We start from the raw sequence: 20,696 nt of genomic DNA, 5'->3' as shown, positions 1-20,696 counted from the left end.
TTTCATCCTCCTTACTTCTATAACGGTTTCTTATTTGGCAGGCCTGGACGACGGGGATACTTCGGTGGCGTTGCCGTGACCTTATCGATAATGATGATCTTGCGCTGGTCAGCGGTTCCTGGCAGGGTCATTGCAAATTCCCTCTGCACTTCGCCGCCCAGCTTACTGATTGCCCCTTGCGCGTCCGCCAGTTCGTCATCTGCCGCACTCGCCTTATACGCTACCAGCTCACCGCCGACTCGCGCTGCGGGAAGGCACAGTTCAGCTAGAACACTGAGCCGGGCAACCGCACGGGCAAGGACAAGGTCATACTTTTCCCGGTTTGCTGCCTTTTTCGCTGAAAAGGTCTCCGCCCGGTCATGAACCAGGGTGACCCCGCTCAGGCCTAACTTGGCAACTAGCTCCTGCAGGAAGTTGATTCGTTTATTCAGGGAATCAACAATGGTTACCTGGAGCTGGGGAAAAGCAATTTTGAGCGGCAGCGATGGAAAGCCGGCGCCGGCACCAATGTCGCAAAGGGTCAGCTGCTCGGTCTGGAGCCGCGGTTCGGCAAATGCTCCCGTCAATGAGTCGTAAAAGTGTTTGAGGTACACATCGTTTTCTTCTGTGATCCGGGTCAAATTCACCTGCCGGTTGGTCGTCACCAACAATTGGTAGTAATCCGCAAATTGTTGCATCTGCCGGTCGGTAAGGTTAATCCCCCGCTCAGCAAGTGCCTGTTGAAATTGTTCTGGGTTCATTTAAGTAAGCGCTCCTTTTCGTGAAACATTTATGTTTCACGTACCCTTATACTGTACTCTAAAATGGCCGCTCTTTCAACTGCTTGGCCTGAGATAATCGGCAATTATTTCCCGAGAAATGAAGGGCAGGTGGACCGAAACAACTAGCCTGGCTTGCTGCCATCAGCCCAGCCCCACCCACGTCCTTAGTTTAAAACAACAAACGGGGCTGGGATATATCCCAGCCCCGTTTCACACCCAAACAAATGGTGCTTAGTTCATCTTGCTAACTTCATTCAGGAACCACTTGTTAAAGTAGTCCGCGTCGATGTCTAAGCAGACTTCCGCGTTCGTCTTGCCGTCGTGGTAAGCTGCCCGCACGTCGCCAACCGTGGCACCAATTGCTGGACCTTCTGTCTGAACATCGACCCACATCTTCTTAGTGGTAAACGCTTCTGGGTGGAGCAGGTAGAAGATGGTGTTAACGTCGTGCATCGGCCGCCCTTCGTCCGTACCGTCGTTGTAGTGGGTAATCAGGGCGTGCAGCATTTCACCAGTCTTATTCATCTGACCGAGCTTTTCAATGGTGTCCTTAGTCAGGAGGGCCTTCAAAGTAACGTCGAGACCAACCATGACAATCGGAATACCAGAGTTGTACATGATCCGGGCTGCGTCAGGGTCAGTAAAGACGTTGAATTCAGCCACGCTGGTCATGTTACCGCCGGACATCGAACCACCCATGGCAACGATTCGCTTGATGTGGCTCTTCACTTCTGGGTATTCACTGAAAAGCAGGGCGATGTTGGTGTAGGAACCAGTTGGCACCAGGGTAACTTCGTCCTCGGCCATGATGGCGTCGTGGAGGGCTTCAACCGCAGTCTTCTTGATTGGCTGACCGTAGTCGTTGCCAAAGTCGTAACCCGGCATTCCTGATTCACCGTGAATCCGGGCAGCATCTTCAAACGGCTTGATCAGCGGTTGTTCTGCCCCGGCAGCTACTGGGATGTCCTTGCCAAAGAAGTGGATAATTTTCAAGGCATTGGCGGTCGTCTTATCAACAGTGACGTTCCCAGCCACGGCCGTTACCAGCTTCAGGTCGATTGACGGATCGTTAATCGCCATGGTCAAAGCAGCAGCGTCATCAATCCCCGGATCAGTATCCATAATAATCTTAGTAGTCATTGCAAATTCCTCCTTGTTTAAATTGCAAGCGTTTACGAGCCTTTAGGTTAAAAAAAGCAGCCCGCAAGCTGCTTTAATTTTCTTACCAAACGAACAGGCCAACAAAGGCAGCTGATAAGAGTGATACCAAGATACCAGACAACAGCAGGTAGCCAATGTTAGAAGCGATGTAGTCGTTATCTTCCTTGTTAGCCAGGCCCTTGAAGGCACCGATAATCATACCTAAAGTACCAAAGTTAGCAAAGGAGGTAACGAAGACGGTCAAGACAGCCTTCAAGTGTTCTGGGTAGTGGGCAATATCAGCCGTAACCTTACCCATAACAACGAATTCGTTAGTAACTAACTTCATCCCCATATCTTGGGCCAGTTGCCATGCTTGGTGAACTGGCAGACCCAATAGCCAAGAGAATGGGAACATAATTACACCCAGAATGCTTTCCAATGATAATGGTTTCCAGAACAATGCCAAAACCTTATCAATCAAAGCAGCCAAGGCAACGAAGGCAACAACGTTGGCAATGATGATTAAGATCAACTTACCAGCACCGAGGATTGAGTCACCCAAGAAGCTGAAGAATGGTTCCTTTTTACCGTTATCAGTAGCACCAACCTTTTCAATTGTATCTTCTTCTGGAGATACCTTGACTGGGTTCAGCATACTGGTAGCAATCAGCGCGTTAATGATGTTAATCGGAACAGCGGTCAAAATGTATTGACCAGGCATCATTTCGATGTAGGCACCTAGGATAGAGGCGGTAACACAAGACATTGACATCATGGCCAGCGTCAAGTTACGTTCCTTACCCATCTTCCGGATTTGCATCCCGGAAACGGCCAGCACTTCAGTGTTCCCTAAGAACATCATTTCAACAGCAAAGAATGATTCGAACTTTGGTTGACCAGTGATGTAGGAAAGTCCCCGTCCGATCCACTTGATGATCCATGGCAACAGGCCAATGTAAGTCAAGATATCGAACAGTGGAACAATCATCAGGATTGGCATCAGCGCAGAACAAATGAAGTTCAAGTTCTTAACGTTGTACCAATCACCCAATGCAAAGACAGTCCCCTTTGCGGAAACGTCGACGATCCAAACGAACCCATCGGCAGCGGCCTTAACACCGGCCCGGCCCGCAGCAGAACCAGTCAGGAACCATGCCAACAGTAAGTTCAGCACAATCATAATGCCGACCGTCTTCCAGTTGATGGCTTTACGGTCCTTTGAGAACAGCCAACCAATTGCCAGGAAAACAATCAACCCAAGAACATTGATTGCAATATAATACATGGTTGTATACACCCCTTAATAAAAAAATCCATGTAATAAACACTGTCGCCTCTACTACTAAAATCGAAAAATTATAATTGCTTTGTTCGACGAGACAACTTTACAACTTTAAGAATATCTTAAAAACAAACTTGTGTAAAGGCTTAAATATAAACAAGTTTGTGAACTGAGAACGGTTTAGTTGTGCTAATAGGCCATAAATCGGTTTACTTATCGCGGTTATTGAAACGTTTTACTGACTCTGGAAGCGTTCACAAACTCGCTAAAATTTATAGAAAGCGCTTCCCTGGCACTAACAAAAAAGAAGTCCCAGTTACAAGCTCACCGCTTGTTCCCGGGACCGCCCCTGCCAAGGACCATCATTATAACAAAAAAAGCGGAGACAAGTAGATGTCTCCGTGCTCCCAATGAAAAGACAACAGCCGCGGTTAACTCTATTAAGGTTTGTTAACGTATCTTGCGTTCTTCCGCCAAGGATGAAGAACTGAAGCTCAATCATTTAAGGTTGTAGATATGGCCACTAATTTTTAGCTAACATACTTTTCAAGGAAACTAAAGCGTTTCATGTGGAGTGGGGTATCGTTAATTATCGTATTATTAATTAACCAGCTTTAAAGTAGTTTATTATGAGAAGATGTTTGTTCAAAACTAGCCGTCGTCCTTTCACATGTTCAGTATAATCCATCGCCACTATGAGGTCAAACAAACCGCGGCATGACAGCGTTGGTAGCGATTAACAAACTTAGACGGTTGGCGATTTTTGAGTGGATAGCTCGCTGCTTCTAAACTGTTTAACCCCAGTTTGGTCAGTATCTCATTTTGAAAAAAATTTTATTTCTTTTTTCCCTTTGGGGTGTAGTTAAACCCGATTGCCAGCAGGACAAAGATCACCGCGGAAATAATCAACGGAATCCGCGTGGTATCAATGAACAAGAGGATAACCAGCACGCCGAAGAAAAAGATAATCGTCAGCCAGCTGGTGAATGGATAACCAGGCATCTTGAAGCTGGTGATCCCCGCCGGGTGCGCCTGCCGGAACTTAATGTGGGCAAAGAGGATGATCAGCCAGGTAAAGACAAAGGTGATCGTCGAGACCCCGGCGATAACGTCGAAGATTCCTGCAGGCATAACGTAGTTCAAAATGACGGTGACAAATAAGATAATGGTCGAGAAAGTCAGTGCCCGGGTTGGAACCGCCTGGGGACTCAGCTCTTTGAAGCGCTGCGGCGCGTTGCCGCTTTCGGCCAGGGCGTAGAGCGACCGGCTGGTACTGAAAATAGCGCTGTTAGTGGCCGACATTGCCGCGGTCAGCACCACAAAGTTCAAAATCCCTGCCGCCCCGGGAATACCGATGGCCGCGAAGACCTGAACGAAGGGACTGGAAGTCGTCTTGACATGGAACCAGGGATAAATGGACATCAGGGCAATCATCGAACCGATGTAGAAGAGACCGATCCGGACCGGCAGGGTATTGATGGCCTTCGGGATATCCTTTTGCGGGTTCCGGGTTTCCCCCGCCGTCAGGCCGACCATCTCAATGCCGACAAAGGCAAAGACGACCATCTGGAACGAGACAAGGAACCCAGCCGGCCCGGTTGGGAAAAAGCCTCCCTGGTTGACCAGGTTGCTTAGTGATACCGTCCGACCATCAACGTGGCTGTGCAGCAAGATCAGCACTAATCCGGTAATAATCAAAGCAACGATTGCCAGGACCTTGATCATCGAGAACCAGCTCTCCAGCTCACCGAAGAGGCCGACGTTAATCATGTTGATTAGCATCAGCGCTACCACGATGACCAGTGGTCCGACCCATTGCGGAAGGTTGGGAAACCAGTAGCGCAGGTAGATCCCGGTGGCAGTCAGGTCGGCCATCGCCAGGGTCAGCCAGCAGGCCCAGTACATCCAGCCAGCGATGAATTCCATCCGGTCACCCAGGTAGTATTGGATGGCGTCGATAAAGGAGTGGCGGGAAGGATCCTCCAGCAGCAATTCGCCCAAGGCCCGCATCATGAAGAAGATGAAGACCCCGACAATCAAGTAAGAAAGGATGATCGATGGACCGGCAGCGTGGATGGCAGAACCGGAGCCCAGGAATAACCCCGTTCCAATGGCCCCACCGATGGCAATCATCGTAATGTGACGGCTCTTTAGCGAGCGTTGCAGTTTTTGGCTTTGCTGTTCATCCATATTGTTGACCTCCTTAGTCATTTTCAGCGTGAACGTAAAAAAACGCCCCTGGCTTTATCTTTAGCCAGGGACGTTTTTAACGCGGTTCCACCCATCTTCATAGCCCACTATTCGTGAACTACCTCTCAGTCGATAAGGGAACCACCCACTTTTACGAACATGCCATTAAACTGGTCCCTACTTTCATCACTTGTGAGGGTCTCTGTTAACCAGTGATTAGAATTTACTAATAATTATAAGCATTCTATCATAAATGTCAAACGAAATTCAACAATTTAATCTAATCATTCGTCTCTTGCAATCGCTGCCATTCCGAGAATAGCCTACTTTTGCGTCTGCCGTCGTTTTTTTATTTCATACACCACGGCGAGAATTGCGAGAAAGACGAAGGATACCAAAACAGGGATCCGGCTGGTCGTACTAAAAAGGAGCACGACCAGTACGGCCGCAAAGAATACGATTGTCAACCAGCTGGTGACCGGGTAACCGGGCATCTTAAAGGCCGCGGCACCAGCAGGATTCTGCTGCCGGTAGCGGATGTGGGCGAAGAGCAGGATTAGCCAGATGTAGATAAAGGTAATCGTGCAGACGCTGGCGATAAAATTAAAGATTCCCGCCGGCATGATATAGTTCAGGACCACCATGATAAAGAGGATCGCCGAGGAAAACCATAGGGCCCGGCTCGGCACAACCTTCGCGCTCAGCTTGCCGAAGGACCGCGGTGCGTTGCCACCCCGGGCAAGCGAATAGAGCGACCGGCTGGTACTAAAAATGGCACTGTTGGTTGCTGACATCGCCGCAGTCAGTACCACGAAGTTCACGATTCCTGCCGCGGCCGGAATCCCGATGGCAGCAAAGACTTGGACGAAGGGGCTCGAAGTTGTTTCAATCTTGAACCACGGATAGATCGACATCAGAGCAATCATCGAGCCGATGTAGAACAGTCCAATCCGGACTGGTAGGGAGTTAATCGCCTTGGGAATATCATTTTCCGGGTCCTTAGTTTCCCCTGCGGTCAGGCCAACCATCTCAATCCCCCCGAAGGCAAAGACAACCATCTGGAAAGACATTAAGAAGTTCACCGGGCCGTTCGGGAAGAAGCCCCCGTACCGGGTTAGGTTCTGCAGCTCAACAAAGCGGCCGTTGACCCGGGCGTGCATCACAATCAACACCACGCCGATCCCAATCAGCAGCAAAATTGCCACTACCTTGATCATCGAGAACCAGCTCTCCAGTTCCCCGAAGAGGCCGACGTTGACCATGTTGACCAGCATCAGCAGAATGATGATTACCAGCGGGCCCACCCACTGCGGCAGACTGGGAAACCAGTAACGCAGGTAAATCCCGGTGGCGGTTAGGTCGGCCATCGCCAGGGTCAGCCAGCAGGCCCAGTACATCCAGCCGGCAATAAATTCGACCCGGTCGCCCAGGTACACCTTGATCAGTTCAATGAAGGAGTGCTTGGTCGGGTCCGCTAAAATCAGTTCACCGAGGGCCCGCATCATAAAGAAGGCAAAAATTCCCACGATTAAGTACGAAAGAATGATTGCCGGGCCGGCCTGCTTAATTGCTTCACCAGAGCCTAAGAACAGCCCGGTCCCGATCGCACCACCAATCGCGATCATCATCACATGGCGGCTTTTCAGCGATCGTTCCAATTTTGGTTCATTTTTATTAGCCATCGAATCCCTCCTTGAAGACAGCTAAGACGTCCTTAGTATTATAAACCAAGGGCGTCACTAGGCAAGTATGTTCACGTTAATTTATTATTTTTATTAAGCACTAAACATTTAATACCTTATCCAAGAAGTTCTGCGTATCGGCGTGCTGCGGGTGGTCAAAAATCTGTTCTGGCGTCCCCTGCTCACGGATATTGCCATCATGGAAGAAGACGACCCGGTCGGCGACTTGCTTGGCAAAGCCCATTTCGTGGGTGACGACAATCATTGTCATCCCCTGATTTGCCAGGTTCTTCATTACTTCCAGGACGTCCCCCACCATTTCAGGGTCAAGGGCGCTAGTCGGTTCGTCAAAGAGCATCACGTCAGGCTTCATCGCCAGGGCCCGGGCAATTGCCACCCGCTGCTTTTGGCCCCCGGAGAGGGTCTTTGGGTTGACGTTTGCCTTTTCCTTTAAGCCAACGATTTCCAGGTAGTGGAGTGCTTCTTCGACCGCTTGTTCCTTATTGGCCTTTTTCAGCTGGATTGGCGCAAGGGTCACGTTTTCCAGCACCGTCATATTCGGAAAGAGGTTGAAGTGTTGGAAGACCATCCCGATGTTTTCCCGGACCTTGTTGATATTGATCTTCGGATCCGCAATATCATAGCCGTCAACGTAAATGTGACCACCGTTCGGCACTTCCAGCCGGTTCAGGCAGCGTAGGAAGGTACTCTTACCGGAACCAGACGGGCCAATCATGCAGACCACTTCACTCGGTAAGACGTTCAAATTGATTCCCTGGAGGACTTCGTTTTTACCGTAGCTCTTGTGTAAGTCTTTTACTTGTACCTTATATTGTTTATCCATATTAAGCCATCCTCTTTTGAATGTAGTTTGACAACCAAGTTAACAGGGTAATGATGATAATGTAGATTGTCCCGATAATCAGCCACATCCGGAACCCTTCCATGTTTTGCGAGATGATCACGGTCCCCGTCTGGGTCAGCTCCATCACCCCGATGGCCGACAGGATCGACGTATCTTTCAAGGTAATGATGAACTGGTTGACCAGTGACGGTACCATGATTTTAATCCCCTGCGGCGCAACGACCTTGACTAGGGCCTTGCGGTATGGCAAACCAAGGCTCCGCGCTGCCTCCCACTGTCCAGGGTCCACGGCGTCAAAACCACCCTTAACGATGGCCCCAATGTAGGCCCCTTCGTCAAGCATCAGGGTCACAACCCCAGCGAGGAAGAGCGGTACCTTATGACCAATCACGTTTGGCAACCCCATGTAGATGAAGAAGGCCAAAACGATCATTGGCAGCCCCCGGAAGATGTAAATAATTGTACTGGAGATGGCGTTGGCAACCTTGCTCTGCATTACTCCCAGTACCCCGAGAATCAGGCCGAAGACCAGGGCCAAAGCAATCCCGACGATCGTCAATTGGATGGTCATCCATAACCCGTTCAGGAGGGCGACCCGGTTGGCCTTCAGCAGGCCCCAGATGGTCCGGCTGGCCGTGCTAGACTTCGCCGTCTTGTCGCTCTTGGTGTACTTGTCAACGATTTGTTTCATCTGACCGGTTTCGTTCAGCCAGTCAATCCCGTTGTTAATCTTCTTTTGCAGAGCGAGGTTCTTGCCCTTTTGAAAACCAACGGCCACCGGCTGGGCGTCGATCGGCTTCTTCGTCACGATTTTCAGCGGAACTCCAGTCTTGATCCCGTATTCCAGAACCGGCCCATCATCAAAGGTCGCGGCCGTGTTCCCGTTCTTGACGTCGTTCCACATCGTGTTGGAGGAATCGAAGTACTTGATCTGGTAGCCGTACTTCTTCTGGTTCTTCTTCAAGAAAAGGGCGGCACTGGTCCCCGCCTTAGCGGAAACAGTCTTGCCCTTGAGCTGCTTGAGGGAGTGAATCTTACTGTCCTTGGCAACCGCCATTTCTACCCCATCCGTGTAGTAGGCTTTGGAAAAGTCAAACTTGGCTTTCCGTTCGTCCGTCACACTCATTCCGGCAATCACGGCATCCACTTGGCCGCCTTCGAGGGCTTGCAGGTCCCCATTGAAACTCATTGGCTTGAGCTTGTATTTAAAGTGCTCGTGCTTGGCAATTTTCTTTAGAATTTCAATTTCGATTCCGGGGTTCTTCCCCGAGTAGCCGCCCTTGCTATCCTGAATTTCAAAAGGGGCAAAGGTGTTGTTAGTAGCAAAAGTATAAGTCGGTTCCGCAGCTGACACGCTCTGTGGTTCGACTAATAACCACCCCACTGCAATCCCAACGACTGCAACAACTGCGGTTAGCCACTTTCTTAAAACCGTTCTCCGCATCATCTACCGACTCCTTTTCTAATCAAATTTTAACGTTGATAATACATTATCATCTGTGAAGCCGGAAGTGAATAGATATACGAGAATCGTGTATTTATCCAACGTGAAAGCGCTCTTAAATAGTGAAAAGTTAATGTAGGGCCAGGTGAGTACTTAATTTTATTAAGCAGTTTTGATGGCTAATCCTGGTTTGGTTAGAACTTTCTCAGTAAATTTCCAAAACGGGGCTGCGGGCCTAAAAAAAGCCCAGCTCCGGCACTGCCGAAAGCTGGGTCCTGATTATTTTTAGTAGAAACTCCTAGCGGTGCCATCATCGCCGCCAACGGTTTCCGTTTTAATGTTCACGTTTCTTAATTCCCAAGAGACCAAGCAGCGTGGTGAGCATTGCTACGCCTAAGCCCAGCATGCTCTCCCGTCCTGCTTGCGTCCCCGTTTGTGGCAATTGGGCTGCTGAAGCCGCCTGTTTTGGTAGTGGCACTAACAAGGGCTGACCGGCCAGTCTGGACGGTTAATGGTCCCCCTACTGGAGTAGCGGTCTTGTTGCCCGTTGTTTCCGGCGTTACTGGCGTTTCCGAGGGGGTCGTCGTTGGTGTCTCACCTGGAGCTGGGGTCGGGGTTGGCTGCTGGTCCCGGGTGTAGTAGACCGTATAGACGGTGTGCCTATTTGCCTGGGCGTCAGCAATCAGGTCGTCGATCACCTTTTGCTTATTGTTTACTAGGTGGTAACCAGCAATCTCCGGCGAAACGATTTCTGCCAGTTTTGCCCAGGCCTGATCCTTCGTCAAGCCCTTTGCGATAATCTTGTTGCCCTGAACAAGGTCATAGTAAAGACCGTCCTCGTCCTGGTCTGCGCTCGCCGCGGCGTAAAGAGCAAATGTCCGGGGAATATTTGGATTATCCGGCACCACCGGCGTTGTACGGTGCTTAAACACAATCGTAAAGACCTGCGGCGTGCCAGTAAAGGTCGCGTCCTGCGGATAACCATTCGATACTAATTCATAACCCATACCTTCATAATCACGAATAGTGTTTTGCGGATTATAGTTAACCGCACTCCCGCGCTGGCCACTCAACGGTTCGGAAGCAAAAACCTTATTACCTTCGTCTTGGTCGACGCAGTTAACCGTGACGTGACCGAGCTGGTAGTAGGGCACAATACTGATGTTTTGGTTAGCATCGTCCGCCAGCGTTTTATTAGTTCCCTGTTCTTGGTAGTGGATGGTCCGATCAATCGTTACCGCCTGGTCGCTCTGGACTTCGCCATTATCGCCCAGGTCCTGTTGAACCAGTTTGATTGCATCCTGAGTCTGCTGCTGGTTGTTTACCTGCTCCTGGTGACTCGCCGAAACTTGGACGGTGGCCGAACCAGGGTTAGCCGTATCCGCCTTGACCGAACCATTGCCACCAAGGAGGAAGAAAGTGGCCCCCAAGAGTACTGATACGGTGCCAATCTTGAGCTTTCGCAAGCTGAACCGCTGCTTATAACGTTTCTGTTTACCATCACTAATAACCCCCCGTAAAAATCAAAGTTATTTCCCCATTAATTATATATAGGGCATAGGTGGAAATGAACAGAAATCGCGGAGGGGGACGCAGTCAGCTAGCAGGCAGGCCAACCGCGTTGCCGCGTAGCAAAAGACAAACACCGAAAACCAGCTTGCCAGCCGATTTTCGGTGTTCTCTCATTCTCTTGTTATTGCTAGTTACTTCTTGTTCCGGAATGGTACCGCATTTTCCTTAGTAATCTTGGTTACCCCGTGCATGTAAGGTACTAAGACCTCTGGAATCGTCACGGAGCCGTCCGCGTTTTGGTAATTTTCCAAGATTGCAGCCACGGTCCGGCCAACCGCCAGTCCAGAACCGTTCAGGGTGTGAACGTATTGCAGCTTACCGTTTTCGTCCCGGTACTGAGTGTGCATCCGCCGTGCTTGGAAGTCTAAGCAGTTAGAACAGCTGGAAACTTCCCGGTACTTCTTCTGGGCAGGCATCCACAGCTCCAGGTCGTGGGTCTCAGAAGCGGTGAAGGACATATCACTCGTTGTCAAAGTGATAACGTGGTACGGAATGTCCAGCTTCTTCAGGATATTTTCGGCATTGGCCGTCATCTTTTCAAGTTCATCCCATGAATTCTCTGGCTTCGTGTACTTCACCATTTCGACCTTGTTGAACTGGTGCATCCGGATCAAGCCCCGGGTATCCCGGCCAGCAGCCCCCGCCTCAGAACGGAAGCACGGCGTCAGGGCAGTCACGTATACCGGCAGTTCTTCTTCTGGGATGACCTCGCCACGGTAGTAGTTGGTCAACGGCACTTCCGCCGTCGGAATCAGGGTCATGTCTTCGCCATTGACCTGGTAGACCCCTTCCTTGAACTTCGGGAACTGCCCCGTCCCGTACATGGAGTCAGCGTTAACGATGTATGGCGGCAGCACTTCGGTATAACCATCCTTCATGTGTTCATCGAGCATGAAGTTGTAAACGGCCCGTTCCAACTGCGCCCCCAAGCCAAGGTAGTAGACGAACCGGGAGCCAGAAACCTTCCCTGCCCGGTCAAAGTCAAGGATGCCAAGCTGTTCACCAACGTCCCAGTGGTGCTTGGGTTCAAAGTCAAAGTTACGGATCTTGCCGACCTTCCGCAGTTCAACGGCCCCGTCTTCGGTCAGGCTGACCGGGACACCATCGTGCGGAACGTTAGGCAGGCGGGACATTTTGTCGTGCAGTTCTTCGTCGTTAGCTTCGACCTGTTCGTCCAGCTGCTTGATCTGATCGCCGAGTTCCCGGGTTTCCTTGATGGCTTCATCCGCGGATTCACCGTTGCGCTTGGCTTCACCAATTTTCTTTGATGCGGCGTTCCGTTGCGCCTTCATCGTTTCCGTCTTCTGAAGCAGGTCCCGCCGCTTTTGGTCAAGGGCCAGGACTTCATCGATTTCTTCCGCCTGAATGCCCCGGGTAGCGAGCTTTTGCTTGTAAAAGTCTGGGTTTTGACGAATCTTCTTAATATCTAGCATCTGAATTCCTCCTAACGAAAAGAGCCATTCCATCCTCAAAAATTTTGGGACGAAATGGCTCTTAGTTCCGCGGTACCACCCAAGTTCGACAGTCAAACTGTCACCCTCGTGATGGATAACGGCCATCCGCCGTGCGGCATTACCCGCCCACATTTAACAGCACCGGAGTTTCGGTCAGCCGCTCACACCAGCCGCGGCCTCTCTGAATAACCTACTTGAAATGCTTCCGTGTTTGATTTTGCCATTATCATATTACATTTATTCAAATTAAGCAATCGAAATTTAATTATTTCTCACCAAAAAAGACGGCCGCCAAGCATACAGCTAGTGCTCAGCGGCCGTCCCCCATTTTAAATATTTATATTTTCGACGCGTTCGTCATTGTGAATAAAAACCGCCCCCCGGTTGCCCGGGTGACTCGCCCAGCCGGCTAACGGCGCCCCGTTAAAGAAGAGCCGTTTGGCCTCGATTTCACCCAGCACCGACTGGTCAGTAAAGACCGTTACGCTGCTAAGGTCGGTCTCCAGCGGGTAGCCAGTCCGGGGATCCAAAAGGTGGTGATAACGCCGCCCGTCCTTCACCAGGAAGCGTTCGTAAATCCCCGAGGTCACCGCCGAGCATGCCGGCTGGCGAACCGTTTCCAGGTCATGTCCCCGCTTGAGCTGCGGGTCCTGGACACCAATAATCCATTGTCCGTCTGCTCGCCGGGGTGATTGACCGACAAAAACCAGGTTGCCGCCCAGGTTAATGATCCCAGCAGGAACTCCCTGAGCCAGCCAAAAGTCCCGGACCCGGTCGGCAATGTAGCCCTTTGCGATCCCGCCCAGGTCCAATTCCATCCCCGGCTGCTCGAGGTAGACAGTCCGGTTATCATCATCCAGCAGCACCTGGTAGGGATCAATGAGCCGGAGCCGGTCCTTAATCGCCCGGTCACTGGGAACATTCGCCCCAGTAAAACCGATTTTCCACAGCTTTACCAGCGGGCCGATCAGGGCATTGAAGCCAAAATTCCCCCGACTATAATGAACCGCCAGCTTGATCAGTTCATAGGTCGTCGGCGACACTAATTTAGGGGTCCGCCCGGCAGCCTGGTTGACCGCCATCACTTCGGAGACCGGCCGGTTGACCGTCAGCCGGTCCTCGTAGCCATCAATCATCTTCATCGCTTGGCTCAGCAGGGGAAAATACTCGTCCCCGTAGACCGTCAGCACAATTTTGGTCCCCAGGGCCCGGTGAACCATGCTGTGCTGCTGGGCCATCAATTCACTTGCCATCCCTAGTTTTCAGAGGCACCGGTAGAAGCATCGGCAGTTTCTTCGTCAGCATCCACACTGCCACTTTCGGAGGCGCCGGTCGTTGCGTCGTCGCCATCTTCGCTATCCGCAGCTGGCGTTCCCGCGGCTTCCGCAGGGCTAGCAGTGTCATCGTCAGCAGAGGATTCCGAAGCACCAGTTGAAGCATCAGCAACGGGTGCCGCCGCGTCTGCTGGAGCATCATCGTGCTTGGAAGCACCAGTCATCGCATCCGGATTCTGGTCCCAGCCGCCATTTTCAAACAGGTTGAGGATGTATTCAACACTCCCCGTAAATTCGATCGTCCCCAGGTAGTGGCCGTCAACATCGCGCAGGGCGTAGTATTGAATCAGAGAGCGGTGGCCATTCATCCATAATGGCCGGGTAACAACATCCTTCTTACCATCACGGAAGCTGTTGATAATTTGCATAACGATCGGAACAGCCTTTGGCGGGTGGCATTCCGTAACCGGTTCGTTCAGCGAAGCCACGCTGCGGACGTGTTCCCGATTTGGCTTATCTGAGTACCAAGCAAAGCGGTCAGAGCTATCTACTAGGTCAATTTCAAACGGAATCGTACTGAAAATCTGTTGAACTTCCTTCAGAGTCAAGCGGCCAGTCGGGAAGTTAATGTAAGCATCACTGATGGTTGGGCGTTTAATAGGCATCTCAGCTTCCTCCTTAGTAATATTCTTAAACACTTGAATGTATTCGATAAAGTGCGTAAAGCATTTTTCCAGGTTGTCACGCATCTCGGCGTTGATCAAGCGGCCGTCTTTAGAAAAGACCCGGCTCGCACCACCGATCAGCACTTCGTTTCCGGGAAGGAGGTTGGCATCACAGTCAGGCGAAATCAGAATCTGCCGCATTTGAACCTGCGAACGGGCAGAGGCTTGCCGTCCGTAAGAAACCCCAACAACCATCACCGGCTTATGCTTCAAAACTTCGGTGTGGTAGGATAACCATTCCGTCGCGCTCTTGAGGGCTGCTGGAATCCCGTGGTCGTATTCTGGCGTGGAGAACACCACCCCATCCGCAGCCTTGACTTTCTGCTTGAGTTTCCATACCTCTGTCTGCTCACTCAGCGGGACGTCGACCCCGAAAGCGGGCAACTTGCTAATTTCGTAAATTTCAATGTCGGCCATCTGCTGGAAGTGTTTCTTCATGAACTGGAGTAAAATCCGGTTATAGGAGAAGTTTGCGTTCGTTCCGACAAGCGCTAAAATTTTCATTAGTTATTTGCCTCCTCCTTTTTCGCAACCATCCCGTTAATCGCCGCCGCGTAGGGTTTAAATTCCCGCATGCACTTTTCGAGGAATTTGATTGTCCCTGGGTCAGTAATGTTGCCATCCTTATCCATCAAGCTGGCAACGTTGCTCATAAAGAATTCTTCCCCCTGGAAGACGTGGGCGTTGACCCCAGGAGAAATCAAGATATCCCGCAGTTGAACCTGTGAACGGGAAGAACCCTGCTCGTGGGTCGAAGCCCCGATAATCATAACGGGCTTGTTCTCCAACGGGTGCAGCTCATAAGAAAGCCACTCTACCATACTCTTTAGCGCGGAGGTAATTGAGTGGTTGTATTCGGGACTGGCAATAATCACCGCATCGGCCGCAGCTACCCGGCGGTCAATATCAGCTACCACGTCCGGTGTCTTGCCCTTGTAGTTTTCGTTAAACAGTGGAACCTTGCGAATGTCAATCACATCAACATCGTCAGTGTCGCGAAAGTCCTTCGCGATGTACTCTAACAGCATTCGATTATAAGAATGGTTCGCATTGGATCCTGCAATCGCAGCAATCTTCAAACTTGTCACTTCCTTATAATTATTTATGTAACATTTCACACTGTCATTTTACTATAATTTCAATACCAGCGATACCAAAGCAGGCTAATTATTAGCATTCTTTCCACTTAATAGATACTTTTCAACGATTTGGTTATAATCTTAGTCTTATCATATCCCCACTCCCCGGCTGAAGATGGTAAAATGAAGGGATATTATAATGAACGGAGTAAAAACATGGCAAAAGAGCAAGTAAAAACGGACGTTGAAGTTAACATTGGGGAGCGCTTCCCGCTGACGATTCGCCGCTTGGGCGTAAATGGGCACGGAATTGGCTACTACAAGCACAAGGTTTGCTTTGTTCCCGGCGCGCTCCCGGGCGAAGTCGTGGTTGCCGAAGTTACCGGTATTCATCCCCGCTTCTTAGAGGCAACCATCCACCGTATCCGCAAGCGCAGCCGTCACCGGGTCACCCCGCGGGATAGCTACACCAATGTTGCTGGCGGGTTTGAGCTGGAAAACCTCGCCTACCCGCAGCAGCTAGCCTTTAAGCGGCAGGTCGTCCTTGATAGTCTCGCCAAGTTTCAACCATACGGCTACCGCAAATATGACGTTCGCCGGACGATTGCGGCGCCGGAAGAATATCATTACCGCAACAAAGCTCAGTTCCAGGTCCGGATGGTGGACGGTCACGTGGCGGCGGGTCTGTACAAGCCTAACAGCCATGACCTCGTTGATATGCAGGAGTGTGCGGTTCAAATGCCGCGGACAATGAAGGTTGTCCGGACGGTCGTCCAATTGATTGAGGACTTGCAAATCCCCGTTTACGACGAAGACCACAACAGCGGCATTATCAAGACCATCGTCGTCCGTGAATCCTGGACAACCGGCGAACTCCAACTGACCCTGATCACCAATACCCCCAAGCTGATTCACAAGCGGCCCCTCCTGGAAGCGATTGCCCAGCAACTGCCAGAGGTCGTTTCCGTCATGCAAAATGTCAATCCCGGTGATACGCCACTTGTCTGGGGTGAGCAAATGATCCACCTGGCAGGGAAGGAGACCATCACCGAAAGTTTGATGGGGCTCGACTTCGAACTCTCCGCCCGGTCCTTCCTCCAGCTGAACCCGGAACAAACGGAGGTCCTCTACGAGCAGGCCGCTGAAGCTCTGGAACTCGCCCCGGAAGACACCTTAATTGATGCCTATGCCGGGATTGGTACCATCGGTCTTTCGCTGGCCTCCCGGGTGAAGGCCGTCCGGGGGATGGAAGTCATCCCTGAGGCCGTCGCGGACGCCAATGCCAATGCCAAGCTGAACGGGATTGCCAACGCCCAGTACGAAGTTGGCAAGGCGGAAGAGCTGATACCGCGCTGGCTCGATGAAGGGTTGCAATTTGACGCCCTCGTCGTTGATCCACCGCGGACCGGTTTAGATGACGAGCTGATTAAACAGATTCTACGGGTCAAGCCCCGCAAATTTGCCTACGTTTCCTGTGGAATGGCCTCCTTAGCCCGTAATCTTCGGCGGCTAACCAGCGTCTACCACGTTGACTACATCCAGCCCATTGACATGATGCCCCAGACGGCCCGCTGTGAAGCCGTCGTCAAGCTGTCTCTCCGGCACTAAAGTAGTGTCAGTCACCCGAATGTGTTATCATTATTATTTAACAGAAAGAAGTGGACAAGAGATATGCAAAACCCATTTGGCAACAACAATAATAATGACCAAAACCCGTTTAACTTGAATAATCTCCCCCTCCCACCAAATTACGCTAAGATTGTTAATAATCAGGGTGACATCCGGATCGCCAAGGTGGGAATCTCATGGACGACCCTCTGGTTTGGCCCACTACCGGCACTCTTTCGGGGCGACTATTACAACTTCTTGTTAATCATCGTCTTAGACCTGGACTACGCCCTGGTGGCCCTGTTCTTTGGCCTTAACTGGCTGTTGGAATTCCCAATTCCCTCCGTCATTTTTGCCTTCTTCTACAACATGATGTACTTCCGGCACCTCTTCAATAAGGGTTACCGACCAGCTGACGAACGCTCCCGGCAAATCCTCACCAATGCCCGTTACTGGAAGGAAAAATAATTTCCCGGGAAATATTCCCCGACACGTAAAAGCGGTCGAGCTATTGCTAGACCGCTTTTTGCTTACTTAATTATGTTCAATTGTAATGTCCTCATGACCATCGTATTCTTCCACAGCCACGTGAACCGTTTCGTCAGAGGAAGTCGGGATGTTCTTCCCCACGAAGTCCGGCCGGATTGGCAACTCCCGGTGACCTCGGTCGACCAGTACAGCCAGCGAAATCCGCTTTGGCCGGCCCATGTCCATTAAGGCATCCAAGGCCGCCCGCACTGTCCGACCGGTAAAGAGCACATCATCGACCAGGATCACGTGCTTGTCAGTAATATCAACATCAAGCTGCTTTGTGTTGACGGTTGGTTCGATATGGTGGTCTGGCACATGACGGTCATCACGGTATAGCGACACGTCGAGGGCCGCCACCGGAACGTCGACCTTTTCCAGCTGATTCAACCGTTTAGCGAGCCGCTCAGCTAGGTAGATTCCCCGGGTCTTGATCCCCACAAAGACCAGGTTTTCGACCCCCTTGTTTTGTTCGATAATCTCGTAGGTAATCCGGGTCAATGCCCGCTGCATACTTGAACCATCAACGATTTCATGTGCCATAATTGCCACTCCTTTTTAATTCCACTCTCTCTTCCAACTAAAAAGCTCCGTTAGCAGCACAAGCAACTAACGGAGAACAACATTCCATCGGTCCTTGCCGGTCTCACTGGGCCACTTAAAGGAAACTATTTATTTTATTGTAATTGGCTCCCAATCTACTGTCAATCGTTTAATTACTAAAGCGACTCAGCCAAGTCGACAGGCGCTGGGAAACGGTAGTCCAAATTTGATTAAAGCCCGGCTGGTTCTTCAGGTCATTCACAACGCTAACACCGTTATCCGGATCTTGCCGCACCTGGTTAACAACATTAGTAACCTCATTCAGGTGTTCCTTAGTGGTTGAGTTTTGAGTTTGGTTAAGCAGTTCCTGGTTTTGCGACTGAATTTGATCCAACCGCTCATTCAAGGCCTGCTGGTCATGATCCTTTTGGTATTGCTTGGCGGCGCCCTTCAGCTGGGCAACCTGATTAGCTAACTTTTGGTTATCGGAACTCAGCTTAGCGATGCTACTGGAATTATCCGAAATCTGGCTGCTTTGCTGAGCATTATTAGCGGCCTGTTCCTGCTGCTGGGCACGGTGATGAGCGCTCACTCCCCACCATACCAGCAGGAGGATAATAACTGCCAAAATTGCTAACAACCAGTTCCGTTTCTTGCCCTTTGTCTGTTGTGCCGGAGCCGCGGCCTGCTGGCGACTGCCAACTTGTTCCGCCGGACGGACGTGCAGGGTGACGCTCTGCTGATCCGTCTGCCCGGTGGCATCCATCGCGCTCAGCATCACCGGGTACTCACCCTGTTGGTCAATGTTGACCTGGGTCAAGTTAATCACGAGCTTGTTCGTCAAATCTTCTCCATTGCTGCCGGTTACGTGCACGCCAAGCTGCCGAACCAGGTCGGCCTGGTTGATTGTCTGGTGGAGCGGCCAGTCCAGGTAGTGCCGGCTCACCGTAATTGTCAAGTTTGCCATCTTCATCCCTCATTTTGTTGATTTAGTAATATTGTACCGCGTTTTAGGCAGAAATAAGAAAAGGTTTCAGCCCCACGGCCAAAACCTTACTTATTTTTTAATTATTCAGCTAATTCCCACGGATTCTTAACGATAATCGTTTGGATCCGGTCGGCACCAACGGACACAGTTGCCAATGGTACTTCGGATAACTCGCTGACCCGCTTGAGGTAGTTCTGGGCGTTCACCGGCAGGTCCTCAAACTTCTTGACCCCGGTAATGTCTTCATCCCAGCCCGGCAGTTCCTCGTAAACTGGTTCGCAACGGTCCAATTCCTTGAGGCTGGCTGGGTAGTAGTCGATTTCCTTGCCGTCCAGCTTGTAAGCCTTGCAAATCTTGACGGTCTTCAAGCCAGTCAGGACGTCCAACAGGTTTAAACTGAGGCAGGAAATCCCGGAAACCCGCCGAGCATGCCGCATGGCTACGCTGTCGAACCAGCCGACCCGCCGTGGCCGTCCGGTAACGGTCCCGTATTCATGACCAGTCTCACGAATCCGGTCACCAATTTCATCCGTCAGCTCAGTTGGGAACGGACCAGCACCGACCCGGGTCGAGTAGGCCTTGCAGATACCGACAACGGTATTGATTTTGTTTGGACCAACCCCAACCCCAGTGCAGACACCCCCGGCAATCGGGTTTGAAGCAGTTACGTATGGGTAGGTCCCCTGGTCGACGTCCAGCATTACCCCCTGGGCTCCTTCAAAGAGAACCCGTTGACCATTATCAAGAGCATCGTTGACAATCCGGGAAGTGTCGGTAACGTACTTCTTCAGTTCTTGACCGTACTCGTAGTAGCTTTCAAAAATATCATCGAAGTTGATTGGGTCGACGTGGTAGAGCTTGGTAAACAGCTCGTTCTTTTCCGCTAGATTCCGACGCAGCTTAGTCTCGAAGGTGTCCTTTTCAAGCAGGTCGCACATCCGGATACCAACCCGGGAAACCTTGTCCATGTAGGTTGGGCCAATCCCGTTCTTAGTCGTGCCGACCTTGTGATCACCCTTAGCCTCTTCCTGGCACTTGTCCAAGAGGATGTGGTAAGGGAAGGTAACGTGAGAACGGCTGGAAATCCGCAGGCCCGAGATGTCGATCCCGTTGTCTTGGAGGTAATGCAATTCCTTCAACAAGGCTGGTGGGTTGATAACAACACCGTTACCAATTACCGCTAACTTGTCCTTTCCAAAAATGCCGGACGGTACCAGCCGCAGCGCGAACTTCTTACCATCGAAGGCAATCGTGTGCCCGGCATTGTTACCACCCTGGGAACGAACAACAACATCCGCGTCCTGACTCAGGTAATCGGTCATCTTACCCTTTCCTTCGTCTCCCCATTGACTACCAACAATAACAACTGATGACATTTATTTTCACCTCATCGTTTATTTTCGTAAAAAGACGTTTTTACTTCCCTATCCTACCGAAGTTCACCCTAAAGGTCAATAATGAATCGAACTATTTTTAAAATTATCGACAAAATTGTACGAAATTATCATTGACGGGGGACAAAGTTTAGTGCATAATAGCTAACGGAATTTTTTAACGA

At 50.8% G+C, this 20,696-nt stretch carries 17 protein-coding genes and 1 pseudogene; 2 read left to right on the top strand and 16 right to left on the bottom strand.

Annotation, left to right across the window (positions count from 1 at the left end; translation table 11 throughout):
- Positions 1-17 precede the first annotated feature (17 nt).
- The 13 genes and pseudogenes from rsmG to N4599_RS07200 all read right to left on the bottom strand — a co-directional run bounded on the left by rsmG (position 18) and on the right by N4599_RS07200 (position 15,471).
- Entirely contained in the window at positions 18-740 is a 723-nt protein-coding gene (gene rsmG, locus N4599_RS07255) for a 16S rRNA (guanine(527)-N(7))-methyltransferase RsmG (RefSeq protein ID WP_191363881.1), read from the bottom strand.
- A gap of 252 nt (positions 741-992) precedes the next feature.
- The gene (gene rihC, locus N4599_RS07250; protein ID WP_191363880.1) at positions 993-1,901 is read right to left on the bottom strand and encodes a ribonucleoside hydrolase RihC; all 909 of its coding nucleotides are present in this window, start codon (positions 1,899-1,901) and stop codon (positions 993-995) included.
- A gap of 82 nt (positions 1,902-1,983) precedes the next feature.
- On the bottom strand, positions 1,984-3,189 hold the full coding sequence (locus N4599_RS07245) for a NupC/NupG family nucleoside CNT transporter (RefSeq protein ID WP_191363879.1): 1,206 nt from the start codon (positions 3,187-3,189) through the stop codon (positions 1,984-1,986).
- 831 nt (positions 3,190-4,020) lie between these two features.
- On the bottom strand, positions 4,021-5,376 hold the full coding sequence (locus N4599_RS07240) for an amino acid permease (RefSeq protein WP_062813188.1): 1,356 nt from the start codon (positions 5,374-5,376) through the stop codon (positions 4,021-4,023).
- Positions 5,377-5,699: 323 nt separating this feature from the next.
- Positions 5,700-7,058 carry an amino acid permease gene (locus N4599_RS07235; RefSeq protein WP_260898743.1) on the bottom strand — a complete coding sequence of 453 codons (1,359 nt, stop codon included), beginning with the start codon at positions 7,056-7,058 and terminating at the stop codon, positions 5,700-5,702.
- A 100-nt stretch (positions 7,059-7,158) separates the two neighbouring features.
- Positions 7,159-7,902: an amino acid ABC transporter ATP-binding protein gene (locus N4599_RS07230; protein ID WP_003711668.1), complete on the bottom strand. Its 744-nt coding sequence runs from the start codon at positions 7,900-7,902 to the stop codon at positions 7,159-7,161.
- Between the two features lies 1 nt (position 7,903).
- A complete protein-coding gene (locus N4599_RS07225; RefSeq protein WP_404802656.1) occupies positions 7,904-9,367 on the bottom strand; it encodes an ABC transporter substrate-binding protein/permease in 1,464 nt (487 codons plus the stop codon).
- Positions 9,368-9,701: 334 nt separating this feature from the next.
- On the bottom strand, positions 9,702-9,845 hold the full coding sequence (locus N4599_RS09980; RefSeq protein ID WP_409359985.1) for an LPXTG cell wall anchor domain-containing protein: 144 nt from the start codon (positions 9,843-9,845) through the stop codon (positions 9,702-9,704).
- 502 nt (positions 9,846-10,347) lie between these two features.
- Positions 10,348-10,833 (bottom strand): annotated as a pseudogene (locus tag N4599_RS09975) (mucin-binding protein); the annotation flags it as partial.
- Positions 10,834-11,070: 237 nt separating this feature from the next.
- Positions 11,071-12,372, bottom strand: a complete 1,302-nt coding sequence (gene serS / locus N4599_RS07215) for a serine--tRNA ligase (RefSeq protein WP_191364227.1) — start codon at positions 12,370-12,372, stop codon at positions 11,071-11,073.
- Between the two features lie 350 nt (positions 12,373-12,722).
- Positions 12,723-13,646, bottom strand: coding sequence for an FAD:protein FMN transferase (locus N4599_RS07210; RefSeq protein ID WP_260898741.1), 924 nt, complete (start codon positions 13,644-13,646; stop codon positions 12,723-12,725).
- 2 nt (positions 13,647-13,648) lie between these two features.
- Positions 13,649-14,896: an NAD(P)H-dependent oxidoreductase gene (locus N4599_RS07205; RefSeq protein WP_191364226.1), complete on the bottom strand. Its 1,248-nt coding sequence runs from the start codon at positions 14,894-14,896 to the stop codon at positions 13,649-13,651.
- Positions 14,896-15,471 (bottom strand): NADPH-dependent FMN reductase, encoded by a 576-nt coding sequence (locus N4599_RS07200; RefSeq protein WP_191364225.1) that lies wholly within the window; start codon positions 15,469-15,471, stop codon positions 14,896-14,898. Before N4599_RS07200 ends, N4599_RS07205 begins: the two co-directional genes overlap by 1 nt.
- Before the next feature lie 216 nt (positions 15,472-15,687).
- Here N4599_RS07200 and rlmD point away from each other — a divergent pair, with 216 nt between their 5' ends.
- The gene (rlmD, locus tag N4599_RS07195) at positions 15,688-17,079 is read left to right on the top strand and encodes a 23S rRNA (uracil(1939)-C(5))-methyltransferase RlmD (RefSeq protein WP_228063139.1); all 1,392 of its coding nucleotides are present in this window, start codon (positions 15,688-15,690) and stop codon (positions 17,077-17,079) included.
- 63 nt (positions 17,080-17,142) lie between these two features.
- Positions 17,143-17,547, top strand: a complete 405-nt coding sequence (locus N4599_RS07190; RefSeq protein WP_194175977.1) for a hypothetical protein — start codon at positions 17,143-17,145, stop codon at positions 17,545-17,547.
- A 66-nt stretch (positions 17,548-17,613) separates the two neighbouring features.
- On the opposite strand, the gene pyrR is transcribed toward N4599_RS07190, so the two are convergent.
- The 3 genes from pyrR to N4599_RS07175 form a co-directional block, all read right to left on the bottom strand.
- On the bottom strand, positions 17,614-18,150 hold the full coding sequence (gene pyrR, locus N4599_RS07185) for a bifunctional pyr operon transcriptional regulator/uracil phosphoribosyltransferase PyrR (protein ID WP_194175976.1): 537 nt from the start codon (positions 18,148-18,150) through the stop codon (positions 17,614-17,616).
- A gap of 169 nt (positions 18,151-18,319) precedes the next feature.
- A complete protein-coding gene (locus tag N4599_RS07180) occupies positions 18,320-19,117 on the bottom strand; it encodes a hypothetical protein (RefSeq protein ID WP_191364222.1) in 798 nt (265 codons plus the stop codon).
- A 101-nt stretch (positions 19,118-19,218) separates the two neighbouring features.
- Complete coding sequence (locus tag N4599_RS07175; protein WP_056984344.1) at positions 19,219-20,514, bottom strand: adenylosuccinate synthase; 1,296 nt, start codon at positions 20,512-20,514, stop codon at positions 19,219-19,221.
- Between the last annotated feature and the right edge of the window lie 182 nt (positions 20,515-20,696).

It is taken from the genome of Limosilactobacillus oris, assembly GCF_025311495.1.
Lineage (GTDB): Bacteria > Bacillota > Bacilli > Lactobacillales > Lactobacillaceae > Limosilactobacillus > Limosilactobacillus oris_A.
Note: the sequence above shows the minus strand (reverse complement) of the source record. Positions and strands in the feature narration are given on the sequence as shown.

Bases quoted from the DNA above. Each gene is read 5' to 3' on its own strand.
- rsmG (WP_191363881.1), bottom strand. From the start codon at position 740: ATGAACCCAGAACAATTTCAACAGGCACTTGCTGAGCGGGGGATTAAC.
- rihC (WP_191363880.1), bottom strand. From the start codon at position 1,901: ATGACTACTAAGATTATTATGGATACTGATCCGGGGATTGATGACGCT.
- N4599_RS07245 (WP_191363879.1), bottom strand. From the start codon at position 3,189: ATGTATTATATTGCAATCAATGTTCTTGGGTTGATTGTTTTCCTGGCA.
- N4599_RS07240 (WP_062813188.1), bottom strand. From the start codon at position 5,376: ATGGATGAACAGCAAAGCCAAAAACTGCAACGCTCGCTAAAGAGCCGT.
- N4599_RS07235 (WP_260898743.1), bottom strand. From the start codon at position 7,058: ATGGCTAATAAAAATGAACCAAAATTGGAACGATCGCTGAAAAGCCGC.
- N4599_RS07230 (WP_003711668.1), bottom strand. From the start codon at position 7,902: ATGGATAAACAATATAAGGTACAAGTAAAAGACTTACACAAGAGCTAC.
- N4599_RS07225 (WP_404802656.1), bottom strand. From the start codon at position 9,367: ATGCGGAGAACGGTTTTAAGAAAGTGGCTAACCGCAGTTGTTGCAGTC.
- serS (WP_191364227.1), bottom strand. From the start codon at position 12,372: ATGCTAGATATTAAGAAGATTCGTCAAAACCCAGACTTTTACAAGCAA.
- N4599_RS07210 (WP_260898741.1), bottom strand. From the start codon at position 13,646: ATGGCAAGTGAATTGATGGCCCAGCAGCACAGCATGGTTCACCGGGCC.
- N4599_RS07205 (WP_191364226.1), bottom strand. From the start codon at position 14,896: ATGAAAATTTTAGCGCTTGTCGGAACGAACGCAAACTTCTCCTATAAC.
- rlmD (WP_228063139.1), top strand. From the start codon at position 15,688: ATGGCAAAAGAGCAAGTAAAAACGGACGTTGAAGTTAACATTGGGGAG.
- N4599_RS07190 (WP_194175977.1), top strand. From the start codon at position 17,143: ATGCAAAACCCATTTGGCAACAACAATAATAATGACCAAAACCCGTTT.
- pyrR (WP_194175976.1), bottom strand. From the start codon at position 18,150: ATGGCACATGAAATCGTTGATGGTTCAAGTATGCAGCGGGCATTGACC.
- N4599_RS07180 (WP_191364222.1), bottom strand. From the start codon at position 19,117: ATGGCAAACTTGACAATTACGGTGAGCCGGCACTACCTGGACTGGCCG.
- N4599_RS07175 (WP_056984344.1), bottom strand. From the start codon at position 20,514: ATGTCATCAGTTGTTATTGTTGGTAGTCAATGGGGAGACGAAGGAAAG.